The sequence below is a fragment of the Ferdinandcohnia jepli genome (assembly GCF_047246645.1).
Classification (GTDB): domain Bacteria; phylum Bacillota; class Bacilli; order Bacillales; family Bacillaceae_L; genus Ferdinandcohnia.
In genome coordinates this window covers 1-16043 of sequence record NZ_JBFOKR010000031.1, presented here as the reverse complement: position 1 = coordinate 16043, position 16043 = coordinate 1, and the positions used below count along the sequence as shown (strand labels likewise).

The window sequence follows — 16043 nt, the reverse complement described above, 5'->3', positions numbered from 1 at the left end:
TAGGCTTTGAATAAGTCAAGATAATTGATAAATAGTACAAAAGGGAGATTGTAATAGTGAATAAACTTTTAATATCCATCTCTGGCATAATAGTCATTGGCCTTTTGCTTTTCACCTACTTTTATGAACGTACCATTCCACTCTCGCCACCGGATTGGGAAAATAAAATTAATGAAAACACATCTGAAAATGAAGTGCAGCCTCAGGAAGAAGAATTGCTTGTAGTAGATGGAAAAGATTCTATTGGGTATTCACTGCAAAATGATCAATTGCAAATTACGTGGAATAATGGTGAAGAATGGGTTACAGTTCCGATAGGTAAAGATTTACTTTTCTCAGGAGAATACAATGGAAATAAATCTGAATTAATAGAAGGTAGTTATATTCTATCCGAAAATAGAGTTGCTTTTTTATATACTGACGAACCTGGCATGAGCATTAATTTAATGCATTCTCAGGATGAAGGCCAGACTTGGCAAAATTCTGTGGTTGCCGAGCAATTTCCACCAATTCGTTTTAGAAAGGTGAATTTTTTAAATGAAAAGTTTGGTTATGTGATTCTCTCTGGAGACCGGACAATGTCTCAAGAATGGTCGACGGTGTTTCTTACAAATGATGGTGGAGTTACCTGGAAAGAAACGAATCACTCAGATGTCACTAGATTACTTGCTGGTGGTGGTTTTACCGATGAGAATACTGGATTTTTATCGTATGGAATCCTAAATCCACAAGAACCAGATTTCTATGTGACGCAAGATGCCGGTCAGAGTTGGACTAAAGCAAATATTGTAATCCCGGAGGAGTATCATGAAATTTTTGTTATTGCAGAAGTCCCCTATAAAGAAGGAGAGCAGTTAGCCCTTCTAATCAATCAAGGTCCAAACGGTGATTATCAGGGTGGAAAAGTAAAAGGCAAATTTATTTCTCAGGATAATGGTTTAACTTGGGAATTTTCCGAGGAGGTAGACCCTGATGAACAATAAAACCAAGGTTAGTGGTTATATGTTTTTGTTGGTTGCCCTAGCATTATTTTTCCTACAACTAGGATATTTTTTCTTACGGGGTCGATATCAAATAGAGTACAGCGACAGCCGATTGTTTTATGTATTAAATATTTGTATTATGGTTTTATTAACGTTTGGCTTGTTTTTATTACTGAACATAAGGAGAAAATGGAAGATTGTCATTTCTAGTTTTGTCATACTCTTTAGTGTTCTATCTATCATATTACTTCTCATGCAAAATAATCAGCTTACAAATGTTGTGAGCATATCTCCAAATCACAAACATTTGCTTGTGATTAAAGAAAATAAGCTGACAGGTGAAGCGGTTTACTATAGAACGTATTTTAGAATATTTGCAAGACCAAAGGAAAGCTTGCCTTATCCAACTACTAGCAACTTTAAAGTAGAGTGGCTGGCAAATGATGTTGCAGCAGTAACCTATCAGTCGAAAGACCATACTCTTCATCAATTTATTGGAACCTATGGTGACCGTGGAATTGGGAATTCTTATTATTATGTCGGTTCTTCTCTTCATGGGGAATGGAAAGGGAAGAATACAAATCTAGTTGCTAATACAGAAGGAATTACAATTGAAAAGAACGGAAAAAGTGAAAGCTATGGTTGGGAGAATATAGTTCAGTTTGGTACCCTTGCGGTTGTCTTAGTTGATCATAACGAAGCAAAATGGACCGTTTCATTAAATGAAGATATGGTCGTAGACCATAATAATTATGAACCGCCAACAGGTCATATTACATTGTATAAAGCTACAATGGATGAGACCGGGCCAATTATTCTTTCTTTCAATAAAGTCGACTAACATAGAATAGACGCATGATTTTTCACGCGTCTATGTTTATATCATTTATTTAATCTTGTAACCTTTTTCTTCTAACAAGTTATCGATTCCTGTTTCGCTTGTATAATGGGCTGCACCAACGACTACAAAATACGATTTTAGTTTAAATCTTAGGAGGAAAATATGTTATATATTCTTATTGGAATAATAATTAGTATTTTACTAGCATTTGGAACAATTACCCTCATTCCAGCTTTATTACAACCCGAGTACCAGATTTTTGTTTTGTTAGCAATGTTTTGGTTTATGGTGTTGATGTATATTGACATGCAAAAGAAGAAAAAGGAAGAAAAGTAAAGTGAAACTGAGTTAGATAGGATAATTGTATAGTTACCAAAAATAGTACATACTTGGAATGCGATACAGAATGATAAAGACTAACTCTTAAAAGGGAGAAGTGAGGAAAACTCTCTATTCGAGTCCTCATTGTTACAGGTATTACTAAAATTGAGCCAATTAACCAATGTTACTAAAGCAGTTATATTTAAATTACGTGGCGTAGATCCAGAATGGAATGTCTTTTAAACAAAAATAGCTGTCTGTTTTCATGGTTACGAGCTAAAGTATTACTAACAACCAACATTATAAGGTAGGCGAGTACATAATGAATCAACAATTAACATTAAAGGATTCCTATAATGTAACAAAGTTCCAGTTAGGTGGGCATGGGAAACGTAATGTTCATGTTTTAAAAGAAGCATTCGAAAAAGTAGACGTAGAAGTTGAAAGTGATATCTACGGCCAAGGCAAGGTCATTGAAGATTTTCAGGAAAAGATGGCAAGCTTACTCGGTAAAGAAAGTGCAGTTTTTTTTCCAAGTGGTACGATGGCGCAGCAAATTGCACTACGAATTTGGTGTGATGAAAAAGGTGTAGCAAGAGTTGCTTATCATCCCTTAAGCCATTTAGAGATACATGAGGAAGATGGATTAAAGAAATTACATAGAATCGAGACTGTGTTACTATCTGATAAGGATTCTGTGATTCAGCTTGATGATGTTATCAAAATGAAAGATGAGGTATCATGTTTGTTACTTGAACTGCCTCAGCGGGAAATAGGGGGACAATTACCGTGCTATGATACTCTTGAGCAAATTTCAAAGTATTGTAGAGAAAAAAATATTAAGCTCCATCTTGATGGTGCACGTTTATTGGAAGTATTGCCATTTTACGAGAAAACTGCAGCAGAAGTATGTGAATTGTTTGATAGTGTTTACATGTCATTTTATAAAGGAATTGGTGGTATTGCCGGAGCTATCCTGGCTGGAGATAATGACTTTATTGAAAAGTCAAAAGTGTGGAAGAGACGTCATGGCGGTGATTTAATTAGTCTTTATCCTTACATCATTTCTGCGGATTACTATTTTGAACAGAGATCTCATAAAATGAAGCAGTACTATGAAAATGCAAAGGAACTAGCGAGCTTTTTTAACTCATGTGAAGGTGTTTCAACTCTACCTCATGATCCTGTTTCTAATATGTTTCATGTTCATTTTGCTTTTTCGAAAGAGAAAATAGAATCTGTCCTGGCTAAGGTTCAACAAGAAACTGGAGTTGGGATAACTGCAAAACTTAATAAAGTTGATGATAATAAATGTTATTTTGAAATAAGTTTAGGTGACTTGTACTCTGAGGTGCAAGGTGAGTTAGTTGAAAAGCTATTCAACCGATTTAACGAAGAGCTTAAACAATTAGATTAATAAGAATGGCGTATCTACTTTTGTAGGTACGCTTTTTACATGAAACTTATGTGCTGCGAAATCGTAAACTAAAGTATAAACCTAAAGGAGGAGAACCATTGGCCACAACAATTCTTCTGTTTATCTTTTCAATACCATTTTATGGATTACTGATTTGGACGTATCTTTGTCCTGAGGATAGCTTGCTGTGGGGGAATAGATGGATGTATCAGGATGAACCAGATTTCTCTGAAGAAGCGATAAAATATACGAAATATTCAGCCCTAATCGGCATTGGAATACTAACACTACTACTAGTGATTCGCGTTATTACCCATTTTTGAGCAAGAGATAACCGAATTTTAACTACTGGGGGACTATATGAACCATATTGATAAGAACAATCGGCTTGAGGAGAATCCATTTACCTATCGGGTAAATAAAGATCATCGAGTGTTTATAGATTATTACGGCAAACAAATAAAAATTTTAAAAGGTAAACAGGCTGAAAGGTTTTTGGAAAGAATAAATTCTGCTGGAAGTAATAAAGACATCCAATTGATAATGGCTAAGATTACAGGGAATTTCAAGAGAGGGAATGAACGTAATAAATAGGTTATGCTATTTTAAATATCCTAGAATAAAGTTTTTCTTGTATTTTCTGAAAGTTCCCAATAAAATTAAAATAGTACATACCAACTGGTTAGTTAACGATATCATATATTGTGTGTAAGTAAAATAAAATAGGATGGAGCTGGTGTAACAAATTGTAAGCAACAATAAAAATGGTTTATTTATGTAAAAAAAATGTGAGAATAATAGAAATCGTGGAGGTATTCATCATGGCAGGAAGATTTGAAGGCAGAGTTGCATTTGTTACAGGAGCAAGTAGGGGAATTGGAAAAGGGATTCTTGAGCTTTTTGGTGCAGAAGGAGCAAAGCTGGCATTTATTGATGTGAATGAAGAGGCGTTAGTTAGCACGACAAATGAATTAAGAGAAAAAGGGTTTGAAGTATACTCTAAGGTTGCTAATGTAGCTGATGCGGAACAAGTAGAAAGCGCTGTCAAAGAAGTGCATGAGACATTTGGTTCCGTTGATATTCTTGTCAATAATGCTGGGGTCATCCGCGACAATTTATTATTTAAAATGACCGACTCTGATTGGGATACAGTTATGAACGTGCATTTAAAAGGGTCTTTTAATGCGACTCGTGCTGTTCAAAAATATATGGTAAATCAGAAGTATGGAAGAATTATTAACATTTCTTCAACTTCTGCACTTGGTAATCGTGGTCAAGCTAACTATGCTACAGCAAAAGCTGGGTTACAAGGTTTTACAAAGACATTAGCAATTGAGTTAGGTCGCTTTGGAATTACGGCGAACTCAGTAGCACCAGGTTTTATTGAAACAGAAATGACGAAAGAAACTGCAGCACGTATTGGTATCTCATTTGAAGACCTAATTGAAGCTAGTTTAATGAGTATTCCTGTTGGTAGAACTGGAAAGCCGGCTGACATTGCCAATGCAGTTGCATTTTTTGCAGACGAAAAGTCATCGTTTGTTAGTGGGCAGGTTCTATATGTTGCTGGAGGTCCAAAAGATTAATAGAAAAGGTGGCTGGGTTCAATGTTTTCTGAATTTATCGGGAAAAGCTCTCCGAAAGTGAAAAATAGTGTGGAACGAGGGGCAGTTAAGAAGTTTGCGGAAGCAATTGGTGATCCTCACCCAATTTTTATTGATGAAGAAGTAGGAAAAGCATCTAGATATTGTACCAACATTGCACCACCAACATTTCCAAGGGTGTTTGACTATGGAGAGATCAATGGACTTGAATTACCAGATAAAGGCCTCATTCATGGTGAACAAGTTTATGAGTATACGAGACCGCTTCTTGTGGGAGAGGAAGTCTTCTGCTACTCTGTTTTCGAAAAATACACAGAGAAAAAAGGTTCATCTGGAACAATGGGGTTTATAACTGTTGTTAGCTACGGTGAAGATGGAAATGGGGATATTATCTTTTCTTCTAAACAAGTTGCTATTATCACAGAAGCTGTAAGAAAGGGGATGATGGCATGAGTTTATTAGAAAGAATACAAGTCGGAGATTCTCTAGAGGAGGTTCAACTTTCCCCTGTTTCAAGATTAGACTTAATTAAGTATGCAGGTGCCTCTGGTGACTACAATCCAATACATACGATTGATTTAGAGGCTGAGAAAGCGGGCTTACCAGGTGTAATTGCACATGGTATGTGGACAATGGGGAACTTAGCAAAGCTCTTTACAGCGTTTTATGAAGAAGGGTTCATCAAAACCTACTCCATTCGCTTTCGAAATATGGTCTTTTTGAATGATGTAATTACTTTAAAAGCATCGTTAAAAGATAAGAATGATACTGAGCTAACCTTTAACGTCGTAGCTGTAAACCAAAATGATAAGGATGTTATTAAGGGAAGTGTAGTCTATAAACTATATAAATAAGTATATCTGCTCTACGTTCGAAGCCTGTTCTTATTTTCTACTTGAGAACAGGTGTTTTTTCTATTTTGAAATAAGGAGTTTGATAAATGTCCTATTCAAAAATTGTTTTTACGCCATTGAGCCATGTCGGTTGGGGTTCACTTGAGCAGCTATTACCTGAAGTGAAGAAATACGATGTTTCTCGTATTCTAGTCGTAACTGACCCAGTCCTTGTGAAGATCGGCTTAGTCAAACAAGTTGTGGAGCCACTAGTTGACGAGGGATATTTTGTATCAATTTATGAGGATGTGGTACCTGAGCCTCCTTTAGAAACAGGAGAAAAACTTGTTGCTTATACACGTGAAGGTAGCTATGAACTAGTAATTGGTGTAGGTGGAGGCAGTGCTTTGGATTTAGCAAAGCTTGCAGCAGTTCTTGCTGATAATGAAGGTTATGTATCAGACTATCTAAATCTAACAGGCTCTAAAACTATAAAAAATAAAGGACTTCCAAAAATAGTAATCCCTACAACGTCTGGTACAGGTTCAGAAGTAACAAATATTTCTGTTTTATCTCTTGAAACAACCAAGGATGTTGTTAGCCATGATTATCTTATTGCAGATGTTGCAATTGTTGATCCCTCACTAACAGTAAGTGTTCCACCGCGTGTTACAGCTGCGACGGGAATTGATGCGTTAACACATGCGATTGAAGCCTATCTTTCTGTGCAGGCAAGTCCGACAACTGATGGTCTAGCACTGCAAGCGATTAAGTTAATTAGTCATTCGTTAAGAAGAGCAGTTGCAAATGGTGATGATCAGGAAGCGAGAACAGAAATGAGTCAAGGTAGTTATATTGCTGGTTTAGCTTTTTTTAATGCTGGAGTTGGAGGAGTTCACGCACTTGCCTATCCATTAGGAGGTCAGTTTCATATCTCACACGGGGAATCAAATGCAGTTCTATTACCCTATGTAATGGAATATATCCGAGAAAGCTGTACAAAAAAGATGACAGAAATAGTTGCTGCTATGGGAGTTCCAATTCATAGTTTATCAGAAGATGAGGCATCTCTCCGTTTGGTTGAAGAGTTACATACATTCGTAAAAGATGTTGGAATTCCTTCTACACTTACCGAGTTCGCTATACCTGAAAATGCAATCGGAAAATTAACGGATGACGCAGTAAAACAAAGCCGTCTTCTTGCGAGAAGTCCTTTACCTCTAGAAAAAGAAGACATTAGAAAAATATATGAAGCTGCCTTTAGTGGCAGAAAGCATGAGGAGTTAGATAATGTACAAAACAATAATTGAACCGAGAGTCTCTGAAACAGATGGAGTAGGGCATATCAACAACACGACCATTCCAATTTGGTTAGAAGCAGGTCGTAATAAACTTTTTAAACTGTTTATGCCAAACCTCTCTTTTAAAAACTGGAATATGATTGTTGTGAATATTAACGTAGATTACATTGCGCAAATACACTATGGCACCCCTGTTGAAGTTCATACTCATGTGAAAAAAATTGGTAATTCTAGTCTTGTACTTTATGAAGAGATCTATCAGGAAGAGAGGCTTTGTATAAAAGGAACAACAACGTACGTGTACTATAATCAGGAATTAGGTAAGCCGGAAGTGATCCCCGAAGAAATCAGGGATGAGCTTATGAAACATATCCTTTAGTGTAGTAGACTACTACTATATTAATATACTAAAATTTTCCAAAACCATTGACTTTATTACCTGCTGACCGATAAAATTAATAATAAGTTAGTAGATAATAGGAAAATTCAGAATAAGAGGTTCTTTTATGAGTCAGAAAATAGCGATTGGAAAAATAGCGGTACTTCTTGCTGCATTATCAGATGATGAGATGAACGCATTTCGACCTACTCTGAAAGACGTAACATACTGCCAAGGAAAAGTAGGTTCCATGAATATGCAAAAAGTAATTTCAGCGGTTGAAACAGCGGCTAAACGACATGGACTTATTCATGAGAGCCAATATCGGGAAACCCATGCTTTATACCACGCTATTTTGGAAGGAATTGAAGGTGTGACAAGAGGGCAAACAGCAATTGGTGAAATAAGCCGTACTGTTGGTCTTCGTTTTGCAGTAGTTCGTGGCACCCCTTATGAAAATAAAGATGAGGGAGAGTGGATTGCAGTAGCGTTCTACGGAACGATCGGAGCACCAATTAAGGGTCTCGAACATGAAACAATTGGGTTAGGAATTAATCATATTTAGGAGTTATTCATTACTTTATATAAGAGTTACATTGCCTATAGTCCTTTAGTTAATAGGAGGCGATGATGGTTTCGTATGCCATTGTCGTCTCTTTTTGTTTTTTAACTCTTAAAAGAACTTCTCGTTTATTTATAATATGCATTTTCTATAGGAGGTCAGTTGAATGGTTGAGTTAACAGGGAATTCACTAACACTAGAACAAGTCAAGCGAGTTTGTTATGACGGTGAACTCGTAACAATTAGCAAGGAATCTCTTCATAAAGTAGAACAAAGCAGGAAAGCAGTAGAACGAATTTTAGCTGAAAAGAGAACCATTTATGGAATTAACACTGGTTTTGGAAAATTCAGCGATGTGGTTATTGCAGATGATGATGTGAATGATTTACAGCTCAATTTGATTCGTTCTCATGCATGTGGTGTGGGTGAGCCTTTTCCAGAGGTAGTTTCAAGAGCTATGTTGTTACTCCGATTAAATGCCCTATTAAAAGGTTTTTCGGGTATTAGGCCTGTGATTGCAGAGCGCTTAGTAGATTTAGTAAACCAACAAATCCACCCGGTTATACCACAACAAGGTTCACTTGGTGCTTCTGGTGACCTAGCTCCACTATCGCACTTGGCACTTGTCTTATTAGGTGAGGGAAAGGTTCATTACAAAGGTGAAATCCTACCAACTAAAATTGTTTTTGAAAAGGAAGGGATTGAGGCAGTTGTTCTTCAAGCAAAAGAAGGGCTTGCGCTGATTAATGGTACGCAGGCAATGACCGCAATGGGAGTGGTTAATTGGATTGAAGCAAATTCAATTGCCTTACAGTCTGAAATGATTGCAGCATTAACACTTGAAGGATTAGAAGGTATCATTGATGCGTTTCATCCAGCCATCCATGAAGCTCGCGGGTATCCTCAACAAATGGATGTTGCGAAAAGATTTCGAAATATTTTAGATGGAAGCAAGTTAATTACGAGACAAGGTGAAAAGCGTGTTCAGGATGCGTACTCATTACGTTGTATTCCACAAGTTCACGGAGCATCTTGGCAAGCGTTGGATTATGTGAAAGAAAAACTAGAAATAGAGATGAATGCTGCTACGGATAATCCACTTATTTTCGACGAAGGAAATACCGTTATATCTGGTGGTAACTTCCACGGACAACCAATCGCAATTGCAATGGATTTTATGAAAATTGGTGTTGCAGAGTTAGCGAGTATTTCTGAAAGAAGAATCGAGAGACTCGTAAATCCACAGCTTAGTGATTTGCCACCATTCCTTAGCGCGCAACCTGGGCTACAGTCAGGTGCAATGATTATGCAGTATGTGGCAGCATCGCTTGTATCAGAGAACAAGACACTCGCTCATCCTGCCAGTGTAGATTCGATTCCTTCCTCTGCTAATCAAGAGGACCACGTAAGCATGGGTACAATTGGTTCTCGCCATGCACATCAAATCATTCAAAACGTTCGCCGTGTACTTGCAATTGAATGCATTTGTGCACTTCAAGCTGTTGAGTATCGTGGTGTTGAAAAAATGGCTCCTGCCACAAAGGCGTTTTATAAAGAAGCACGAAGGGTTGTGCCATCAATCATTGAAGATCGTGTTTTCGCAGAGGACATTGAAAATGTAACAGAATGGCTTAAAAAAAATGACCTAGTTAGGACAGCTAATCAAACTAAGGAAACGGTGTGAAGGGGGAAATAAAATGACAATTCAAAATCGTGTTGTTCATGTCAAAAAGGGAGTAGAGCTAGAGTGTAAAGGCTGGGAACAAGAAGCTGCATTACGTATGCTATATAACAATCTGCATCCTGCTGTTGCTGAGAAACCAGAGGAGCTTGTTGTATATGGAGGTATCGGTAAAGCGGCAAGAAACTGGGAAGCGTTTGATGCGATTGTAAATACTCTTCGTCGCTTAGAAAATGATGAAACAATGTTGATTCAATCTGGAAAACCCGTTGCTGTTTTTAAAACACATAAAGCAGCACCGCGAGTATTGCTTTCAAATTCTGTTCTTGTACCAAAGTGGGCGAACTGGGAGCATTTTCACGAATTAGACCAAAAGGGTCTGATGATGTATGGACAAATGACAGCTGGGAGCTGGATTTACATTGGTTCACAAGGGATTTTACAAGGTACGTATGAAACATTTGCTGAACTTGCTCGACAGCATTTCGGTGGATCACTAAAGGGTACCATTACACTTACAGCTGGTTTAGGTGGTATGGGTGGCGCTCAAACTCTTGCAGTTACAATGAACGGTGGAGTTTGTATTGCAGTCGATGTGGATCCAACACGTATACAAAAACGACTTGATACAAGATATTGTGATAGAATGACAGATTCAATTGATGAAGCAATAACGTGGGCACAGGAAGCGAAGCAGAGCGGGAAGCCATTATCCATTGGGTTAATCGGCAACGCGGCTGAAGTACATCATGAGTTACTTCATCGCAACATAACAATAGATATTATGACGGATCAAACATCTGCGCATGATCCTTTGAATGGTTATGTACCGGAAGGGTATTCACTAGAAGAGGCAGCCGAGTTACGTAATGAAGACCCGAAAAAGTATGTTGAGTTATCCTCACTTTCTATGGCTAAGCATGTTCAAGCGATGCTCGAGTTCCAACGCCGTGGTACCGTGACTTTTGATTATGGAAATAACATTCGACAGGTAGCAAAAGATCATGATGTAGAGAATGCATTTGATTTTCCAGGCTTTGTTCCAGCTTATATACGACCATTGTTCTGCGAAGGAAAAGGACCATTCCGTTGGGCTGCTTTATCGGGTGACCCAGAGGATATCTACCGCACTGATGCACTAATTAAAGAGTTATTTCCTGAAAATGAAGCTTTATTACGTTGGATTGATATGGCTCAGGAGAAAGTTGAGTTTCAAGGCCTACCAGCCAGAATCTGTTGGTTAGGATATGGTGAACGTGTAAAAATGGGTCTTGCTATAAACGAATTGGTTAGAAAAGGCGAGCTTAAAGCACCAATCGTAATCGGTCGTGACCATCTAGACTGTGGATCGGTTGCTTCTCCGAATCGGGAAACGGAGGCAATGAAGGATGGTAGTGATGCAGTTGGTGATTGGGCAATTTTGAATGCACTTATCAATGTAGCTGCAGGTGGTTCATGGATCTCTGTACATCATGGTGGTGGAGTAGGCATGGGATACTCGCTTCATGCAGGTATGGTCGTAGTTGCAGATGGAACAGAGTTAGCTGAAGAACGATTACAACGAGTACTGACAACAGACCCTGGTATGGGAATCGTCCGCCACGCAGACGCCGGATATGACAAGGCAATCGAAGTTGCAAAGGAAAAAGGCGTAGATATACCGATGCTTTAATTAGTTTTATAGAGTAATTGACTGGAACGGTTCACTAAATCAGATTTTATGTTTAATATATTTCTCATTTTGTAGATGAAAATATAAATACTGTCGTTATTTTTAAAAAACTGTCGTTAATCTCTAAATACTGTCGTTAAATTTCGAATACGGCCGATAGCTCCAAATCACTGTCGTTATTTTAAAATTACGGCCGTTAGCAAAACTCGAACGAAAGGAAGGGATCACATTGCAATATGATTTACTCGTACACAATATAGGGCAACTCATTCTTCCAAAAGTAACATCTACTCCTCTTAAAGGAGAAGATATGAAGCATCTCATGGTAAAGGAAAATGCAGCCTTCGCTGTAAAGGATGGGAAGATTGCTTGGATCGGAACAAACGAAGAAGCAAACACTATTCAGACAAACGAAAGTCTTGATGCGAAACAAAAGGTGGTTTCACCTGGTCTAGTAGACCCGCACACTCATCTTGTATTTGGTGGCTCGCGTGAAAGAGAGCTTGCATTAAAGCAAGCGGGAGTACCATATCTTGAGATACTTGCAAATGGTGGTGGGATTTTATCCACTGTGAAAGCCACAAAACAAGCCTCTGAAGAAGAATTGCTAGAGAAAGCTTCCTTTCATTTAGAAAGAATGATTTCATACGGTGTAACAACAATGGAAGCGAAAAGCGGGTATGGGCTTGATGAGGAAACAGAGTTAAAGCAACTTCGTGTCGTTAATAAACTTAGAAACAAGTATCCAGTCTCAATCGTAGCTACTTTCCTTGGTCCACATGCGATTCCGCCTGAATACAAAGGGAAAGAATCAGAATTCCTTGAAGAAATGATTGACCTTCTTGATACTGTAAAAGCTGAGAACCTAGCTCAATATGCAGATATTTTTTGTGAAACAGGTGTATTCACAACACAGCAATCGGAACACTTTTTACAAAAGGCGAAGGGAAAAGGGTTTGGACTAAAAATACATGCAGATGAAATTGATTCTCTAGGTGGTACTGAGTTAGCGGTAGAATTAGGTGCCACAAGTGCGGACCATTTGGTTGCAGCTTCTGATGAAGGAATTAAGCGTCTCTCTGAAAGTAATACTATTGCAGTGTTACTTCCAGGTACCACATTCTATTTAGGAAAAGATTCATATGCACGGGCCCGTAAGATGATTGATGAAGGAGTTGCTGTAGCGCTTGCGACAGACTTTAATCCGGGTAGCTGTGTAACTGAGAATTTGCAACTTATTATGTCACTTGCTGCTTTAAAGTTAAAAATGACTGCTGAGGAAATTTGGAACGCTGTCACTGTAAATGCATCTTTTGCGATTGGTAAGGGTGAGCAAGCAGGTACTCTTGATATAGGAAAACAAGCAGACTTTGTAGTCTGGGATGTTCCTAATTATATGTATATTCCATACCACTTTGGTGTAAATCACGCTAAAACAGTTTACTGTAATGGAAACAAAGTGTGGGAGCGATGTGAATATGTCTAAGTTTTCATATCTACAACCTGGCAAAGCTCCTGTTTTTAAGGACAAATATGTGACGAAAGTAAATGAATGTATAACTCCTTTTCAAGAGGGATTAACAGGTGATATTGGAATCATCGGTCTACCTGCATCTAAATCGTCGATATCTCCATCGCTTGCTGCTGATGCACCGAAGACAATCCGTGCAGCACTTGCTTCGTATTCAACATTTTCTGGTGAACGAAATTGTGATTACGATGATGTTAGAATACTTGATTTTGGTGATGTTGAGACACATCCTACAAACCTCGAGGAAACAACTGAACGATTATATATAAGTGTCAAAGAAATGGTTCATACTAATTCATGCCAACGTTATATTCTATTAGGTGGCGACCATGGAGTGAGTTTTCCATCGATTCGTGCATTTCAGGAAATGTTTGGTCGAGTGGGTATCATTCAATGGGATGCACATCATGACGTTCGGAATCTAGAAGATGGTGGTCGTACAAATGGAACACCGTTTCGAAGTTTACTTGAGGGTGGATTTGTCAAAGCCGATGATCTTGTTCAAATAGGGATACGTGATTTTTCCAATGCAAAATATTATCATAACTATGCGAATGAAAAGGGAATCGTTGTTTATACGATGGACGATGTTGAACAACAGGGTATTGTTCCAATCATACAAAATGAACTAAATAGATTAGCAAACCAAGTTGATTTTATCTATCTATCTGTTGATATGGATGTTGTCGACCAAGCATTTGCTCCGGGGTGCCCTGCAATCGGACCAGGTGGACTAACTTCACGTGAGTTACTATCTAGTATAACCGCAGCAGCTACACATCCTAAGGTTAAGGCGATGGATATTGTAGAAATTGATCCTTCAAAGGATGTTCGTGATATAACAAGTCGTCTTGCTGCACACGCGATGCTCAGATTTATGTATATATAATTGTAAATGAGGTACGATGATGAAGGAACATATACTTGAGGTTGTAAGACAGGTTGAACGTGAATATCTGGTGAAGATCTTATATGCATGTGAAGCTGGTAGTCGGGCATGGGGATTTCCATCTGAAGACAGTGATTATGACGTGCGATTTATTTATGTTCCTTCAATGGATTGGTACCTTTCGATTGATACAAACCGCGATGTGATTGAAATACCGAAGCAAGAAAAGGTTAACATCACGGTTGATTCACGAATTGATATGAGTGGTTGGGAGTTAACAAAGACGTTGCGGTTACTCAGAAAATCTAACCCACCATTATTAGAATGGTTAAACTCTAGCCTTGTTTATGTACAAGAAGAAATTTTTATTGATAAGTTGAGGGCGTTAGCATACGAAACATTTTCACCCATTCCTTGCATACACCACTATTTAAAAATGGCCAAAGCAAACTTTCGAAGATTGAAAGAGGCAGAGGCAACTAGTAAAGGATATGTAACTGTAATTCGTCCGTTACTCGCAGCAAAATGGATTGAAAAACACAATCGTATGGCGCCTATAGAACTTTACAAGCTAATAGAGGAAATGGTAGAAAATGATGATATAAGAAACGAGTTTGCTTTTATTTTACAGAAAAAAATATCGGGAGAAGATATAAATTCTTCTGACTTCTCTTTACTTGATGATTACATAGAAAATGAGTTGAAACAAATCGAAGTATACACAACTACATTACACCAACAAAAGACAAACCCAACAACTAAGCTGGATCAATTTTTTAAGGAAACATTGTACACGGTTTGGGGCTAATATGACACCTTTCTAATCGAAGGGTGTTTTTTTAGATTCAAACTGGAGTGATATACTATGACAAATAGCAAGGATACTACTAGTAAAGGAGTTACAAAAATGATATCACTTAGCATACTGGATTATTCGCCAATTGATGAAGGCACGACTGCACATGATGCTTTATGGAGCACAACAGAATTGGCGCAGTATGCAGAATCACTTGGTTACAAACGATACTGGATATCCGAGCATCATTTTGTAGAATCGGTTGCAAACAGCAGCCCAGAAATACTGATGATGCACATTGCTTCTTCAACAAAGGAGATTAGAATTGGTTCAGGTGGAGTCATGCTACCGCATTACAGTAGTTACAAAGTGGCTGAGAACTTTCGGATGATGGAAGCTTTACACCCAAATCGCATTGACTTAGGGATTGGGAGGTCTCCAAGTTATCGCATAGTAAATCAAGCCTTGAATGAAGGTAAAACTAAAAAGCAATCTTATGAACAACAGGTAATAGATTTGAAAAAATATTTTACAGATAATACGGATTCCGAGCATAGATATCAGTCATTGATAGCTACTCCACGAATACCTTCAAAGCCAGAAATGTGGATGTTGGGAACTGGAGAAACTGGTGCTGAAGTAGCTGCAAAAGAGGGGCTTGGTTTTGTTTATGCTCATTTTGCCAAACCAGGGACGGCCGGGGTAAACATTGTTAATAGATATTACCATAACTTTCAGGCATCAACCTTTCTTTCATCACCTAAAACGATAATCGGCGTATTTACAGTTGTGGGAGAAACAGAAGAAGAGGCGGAGGAACTAGCAAGAGCATTTGATTTATGGTTGTATTTTGTTGAGTCCGATAATCAACCACCTTATTATCCATCTGTCGAAACAGCTTTGAGGCGAGGATTTAGTACTGTTGAGAAGCAAAAAGTAATACAAAATCGAAATCGCATGCTGGTAGGTACACCAAGCTTGGTCAAAGAAAAAATCAACAAAATTGCTGAAGCATATAAAACGAATGAAATTATGATTGTACCAAATGTGTTTGGAATCCAGAACCGTAAGAAAGTAATTTCGCTATTAGCACAGGAATTTCAACTATACTAAATAGTTTCAAGAATTGTTAGCCGGGCAATGCCTGGTTTTTTTAAATGATAAGAAAGCATTCCTGTATTAAAGCAAAATGAGGTTTGAACAAAAAAAGTCCTCTTGGTATGATACGAGGTG

Annotated in this window: 19 protein-coding genes; 18 read left to right on the top strand and 1 reads right to left on the bottom strand. The window is 38.1% G+C overall.

Annotated elements, in window-relative coordinates:
- The first annotated feature begins 56 nt into the window (after positions 1 to 56).
- Together AB3M96_RS22585 and AB3M96_RS22580 are read left to right on the top strand one after the other, a co-directional pair.
- Complete coding sequence (locus AB3M96_RS22585; protein ID WP_412969869.1) at positions 57 to 983, top strand: WD40/YVTN/BNR-like repeat-containing protein; 927 nt, start codon at positions 57 to 59, stop codon at positions 981 to 983.
- The gene (locus tag AB3M96_RS22580) at positions 973 to 1824 is read left to right on the top strand and encodes a hypothetical protein (RefSeq protein WP_412969868.1); all 852 of its coding nucleotides are present in this window, start codon (positions 973 to 975) and stop codon (positions 1822 to 1824) included. Before AB3M96_RS22585 ends, AB3M96_RS22580 begins: the two co-directional genes overlap by 11 nt.
- Before the next feature lie 45 nt (positions 1825 to 1869).
- Here AB3M96_RS22580 and AB3M96_RS22575 read toward each other — a convergent pair whose 3' ends face one another.
- A complete protein-coding gene (locus AB3M96_RS22575; protein ID WP_412969885.1) occupies positions 1870 to 1986 on the bottom strand; it encodes a TraB/GumN family protein in 117 nt (38 codons plus the stop codon).
- Between AB3M96_RS22575 and AB3M96_RS22570 the strand changes: the two genes are divergently transcribed.
- The 16 genes from AB3M96_RS22570 (at position 1987) to AB3M96_RS22495 (ending at position 15923) form a co-directional block, all read left to right on the top strand.
- Entirely contained in the window at positions 1987 to 2160 is a 174-nt protein-coding gene (locus tag AB3M96_RS22570) for a hypothetical protein (RefSeq protein WP_412969867.1), read from the top strand. It begins immediately after the preceding gene.
- 307 nt (positions 2161 to 2467) lie between these two features.
- Positions 2468 to 3562: a threonine aldolase family protein gene (locus AB3M96_RS22565; RefSeq protein WP_412969866.1), complete on the top strand. Its 1095-nt coding sequence runs from the start codon at positions 2468 to 2470 to the stop codon at positions 3560 to 3562.
- A gap of 98 nt (positions 3563 to 3660) precedes the next feature.
- Positions 3661 to 3885, top strand: a complete 225-nt coding sequence (locus AB3M96_RS22560; RefSeq protein ID WP_412969865.1) for a hypothetical protein — start codon at positions 3661 to 3663, stop codon at positions 3883 to 3885.
- 37 nt (positions 3886 to 3922) lie between these two features.
- Positions 3923 to 4156 (top strand): hypothetical protein, encoded by a 234-nt coding sequence (locus tag AB3M96_RS22555; protein WP_412969864.1) that lies wholly within the window; start codon positions 3923 to 3925, stop codon positions 4154 to 4156.
- Between the two features lie 227 nt (positions 4157 to 4383).
- Positions 4384 to 5148, top strand: coding sequence for a 3-oxoacyl-ACP reductase FabG (fabG, locus tag AB3M96_RS22550; protein WP_412969863.1), 765 nt, complete (start codon positions 4384 to 4386; stop codon positions 5146 to 5148).
- A gap of 21 nt (positions 5149 to 5169) precedes the next feature.
- Positions 5170 to 5619 carry a MaoC family dehydratase N-terminal domain-containing protein gene (locus AB3M96_RS22545; protein ID WP_412969862.1) on the top strand — a complete coding sequence of 150 codons (450 nt, stop codon included), beginning with the start codon at positions 5170 to 5172 and terminating at the stop codon, positions 5617 to 5619.
- Positions 5616 to 6020: a MaoC/PaaZ C-terminal domain-containing protein gene (locus AB3M96_RS22540; RefSeq protein WP_412969861.1), complete on the top strand. Its 405-nt coding sequence runs from the start codon at positions 5616 to 5618 to the stop codon at positions 6018 to 6020. Before AB3M96_RS22545 ends, AB3M96_RS22540 begins: the two co-directional genes overlap by 4 nt.
- Before the next feature lie 86 nt (positions 6021 to 6106).
- Entirely contained in the window at positions 6107 to 7309 is a 1203-nt protein-coding gene (locus AB3M96_RS22535) for an iron-containing alcohol dehydrogenase (RefSeq protein WP_412969860.1), read from the top strand.
- The gene (locus AB3M96_RS22530) at positions 7290 to 7679 is read left to right on the top strand and encodes an acyl-CoA thioesterase (RefSeq protein WP_412969859.1); all 390 of its coding nucleotides are present in this window, start codon (positions 7290 to 7292) and stop codon (positions 7677 to 7679) included. Before AB3M96_RS22535 ends, AB3M96_RS22530 begins: the two co-directional genes overlap by 20 nt.
- A 127-nt stretch (positions 7680 to 7806) precedes the next feature.
- Complete coding sequence (gene hutP / locus AB3M96_RS22525) at positions 7807 to 8244, top strand: histidine utilization transcription antiterminator HutP (protein WP_412969858.1); 438 nt, start codon at positions 7807 to 7809, stop codon at positions 8242 to 8244.
- Between the two features lie 163 nt (positions 8245 to 8407).
- Positions 8408 to 9925, top strand: a complete 1518-nt coding sequence (gene hutH / locus AB3M96_RS22520; protein WP_412969857.1) for a histidine ammonia-lyase — start codon at positions 8408 to 8410, stop codon at positions 9923 to 9925.
- A 13-nt stretch (positions 9926 to 9938) separates the two neighbouring features.
- Positions 9939 to 11594: a urocanate hydratase gene (hutU, locus tag AB3M96_RS22515; protein ID WP_412969856.1), complete on the top strand. Its 1656-nt coding sequence runs from the start codon at positions 9939 to 9941 to the stop codon at positions 11592 to 11594.
- Positions 11595 to 11823: 229 nt separating this feature from the next.
- A complete protein-coding gene (gene hutI / locus AB3M96_RS22510) occupies positions 11824 to 13080 on the top strand; it encodes an imidazolonepropionase (protein ID WP_412969855.1) in 1257 nt (418 codons plus the stop codon).
- On the top strand, positions 13073 to 14014 hold the full coding sequence (gene hutG / locus AB3M96_RS22505) for a formimidoylglutamase (RefSeq protein ID WP_412969854.1): 942 nt from the start codon (positions 13073 to 13075) through the stop codon (positions 14012 to 14014). Before hutI ends, hutG begins: the two co-directional genes overlap by 8 nt.
- Positions 14015 to 14033: 19 nt before the next feature.
- Positions 14034 to 14822 carry a nucleotidyltransferase domain-containing protein gene (locus AB3M96_RS22500; RefSeq protein WP_412969853.1) on the top strand — a complete coding sequence of 263 codons (789 nt, stop codon included), beginning with the start codon at positions 14034 to 14036 and terminating at the stop codon, positions 14820 to 14822.
- A 57-nt stretch (positions 14823 to 14879) separates the two neighbouring features.
- Positions 14880 to 15923: an LLM class flavin-dependent oxidoreductase gene (locus AB3M96_RS22495; RefSeq protein ID WP_412969852.1), complete on the top strand. Its 1044-nt coding sequence runs from the start codon at positions 14880 to 14882 to the stop codon at positions 15921 to 15923.
- Positions 15924 to 16043: the final 120 nt, after the last annotated feature.

Bases quoted from the DNA above. Each gene is read 5' to 3' on its own strand.
- AB3M96_RS22580 (WP_412969868.1), top strand. From the start codon at position 973: ATGAACAATAAAACCAAGGTTAGTGGTTATATGTTTTTGTTGGTTGCC.
- AB3M96_RS22570 (WP_412969867.1), top strand. From the start codon at position 1,987: ATGTTATATATTCTTATTGGAATAATAATTAGTATTTTACTAGCATTT.
- AB3M96_RS22565 (WP_412969866.1), top strand. From the start codon at position 2,468: ATGAATCAACAATTAACATTAAAGGATTCCTATAATGTAACAAAGTTC.
- AB3M96_RS22555 (WP_412969864.1), top strand. From the start codon at position 3,923: ATGAACCATATTGATAAGAACAATCGGCTTGAGGAGAATCCATTTACC.
- fabG (WP_412969863.1), top strand. From the start codon at position 4,384: ATGGCAGGAAGATTTGAAGGCAGAGTTGCATTTGTTACAGGAGCAAGT.
- AB3M96_RS22545 (WP_412969862.1), top strand. From the start codon at position 5,170: ATGTTTTCTGAATTTATCGGGAAAAGCTCTCCGAAAGTGAAAAATAGT.
- AB3M96_RS22540 (WP_412969861.1), top strand. From the start codon at position 5,616: ATGAGTTTATTAGAAAGAATACAAGTCGGAGATTCTCTAGAGGAGGTT.
- AB3M96_RS22535 (WP_412969860.1), top strand. From the start codon at position 6,107: ATGTCCTATTCAAAAATTGTTTTTACGCCATTGAGCCATGTCGGTTGG.
- AB3M96_RS22530 (WP_412969859.1), top strand. From the start codon at position 7,290: ATGTACAAAACAATAATTGAACCGAGAGTCTCTGAAACAGATGGAGTA.
- hutP (WP_412969858.1), top strand. From the start codon at position 7,807: ATGAGTCAGAAAATAGCGATTGGAAAAATAGCGGTACTTCTTGCTGCA.
- hutH (WP_412969857.1), top strand. From the start codon at position 8,408: ATGGTTGAGTTAACAGGGAATTCACTAACACTAGAACAAGTCAAGCGA.
- hutU (WP_412969856.1), top strand. From the start codon at position 9,939: ATGACAATTCAAAATCGTGTTGTTCATGTCAAAAAGGGAGTAGAGCTA.
- hutG (WP_412969854.1), top strand. From the start codon at position 13,073: ATGTCTAAGTTTTCATATCTACAACCTGGCAAAGCTCCTGTTTTTAAG.
- AB3M96_RS22500 (WP_412969853.1), top strand. From the start codon at position 14,034: ATGAAGGAACATATACTTGAGGTTGTAAGACAGGTTGAACGTGAATAT.
- AB3M96_RS22495 (WP_412969852.1), top strand. From the start codon at position 14,880: ATGACAAATAGCAAGGATACTACTAGTAAAGGAGTTACAAAAATGATA.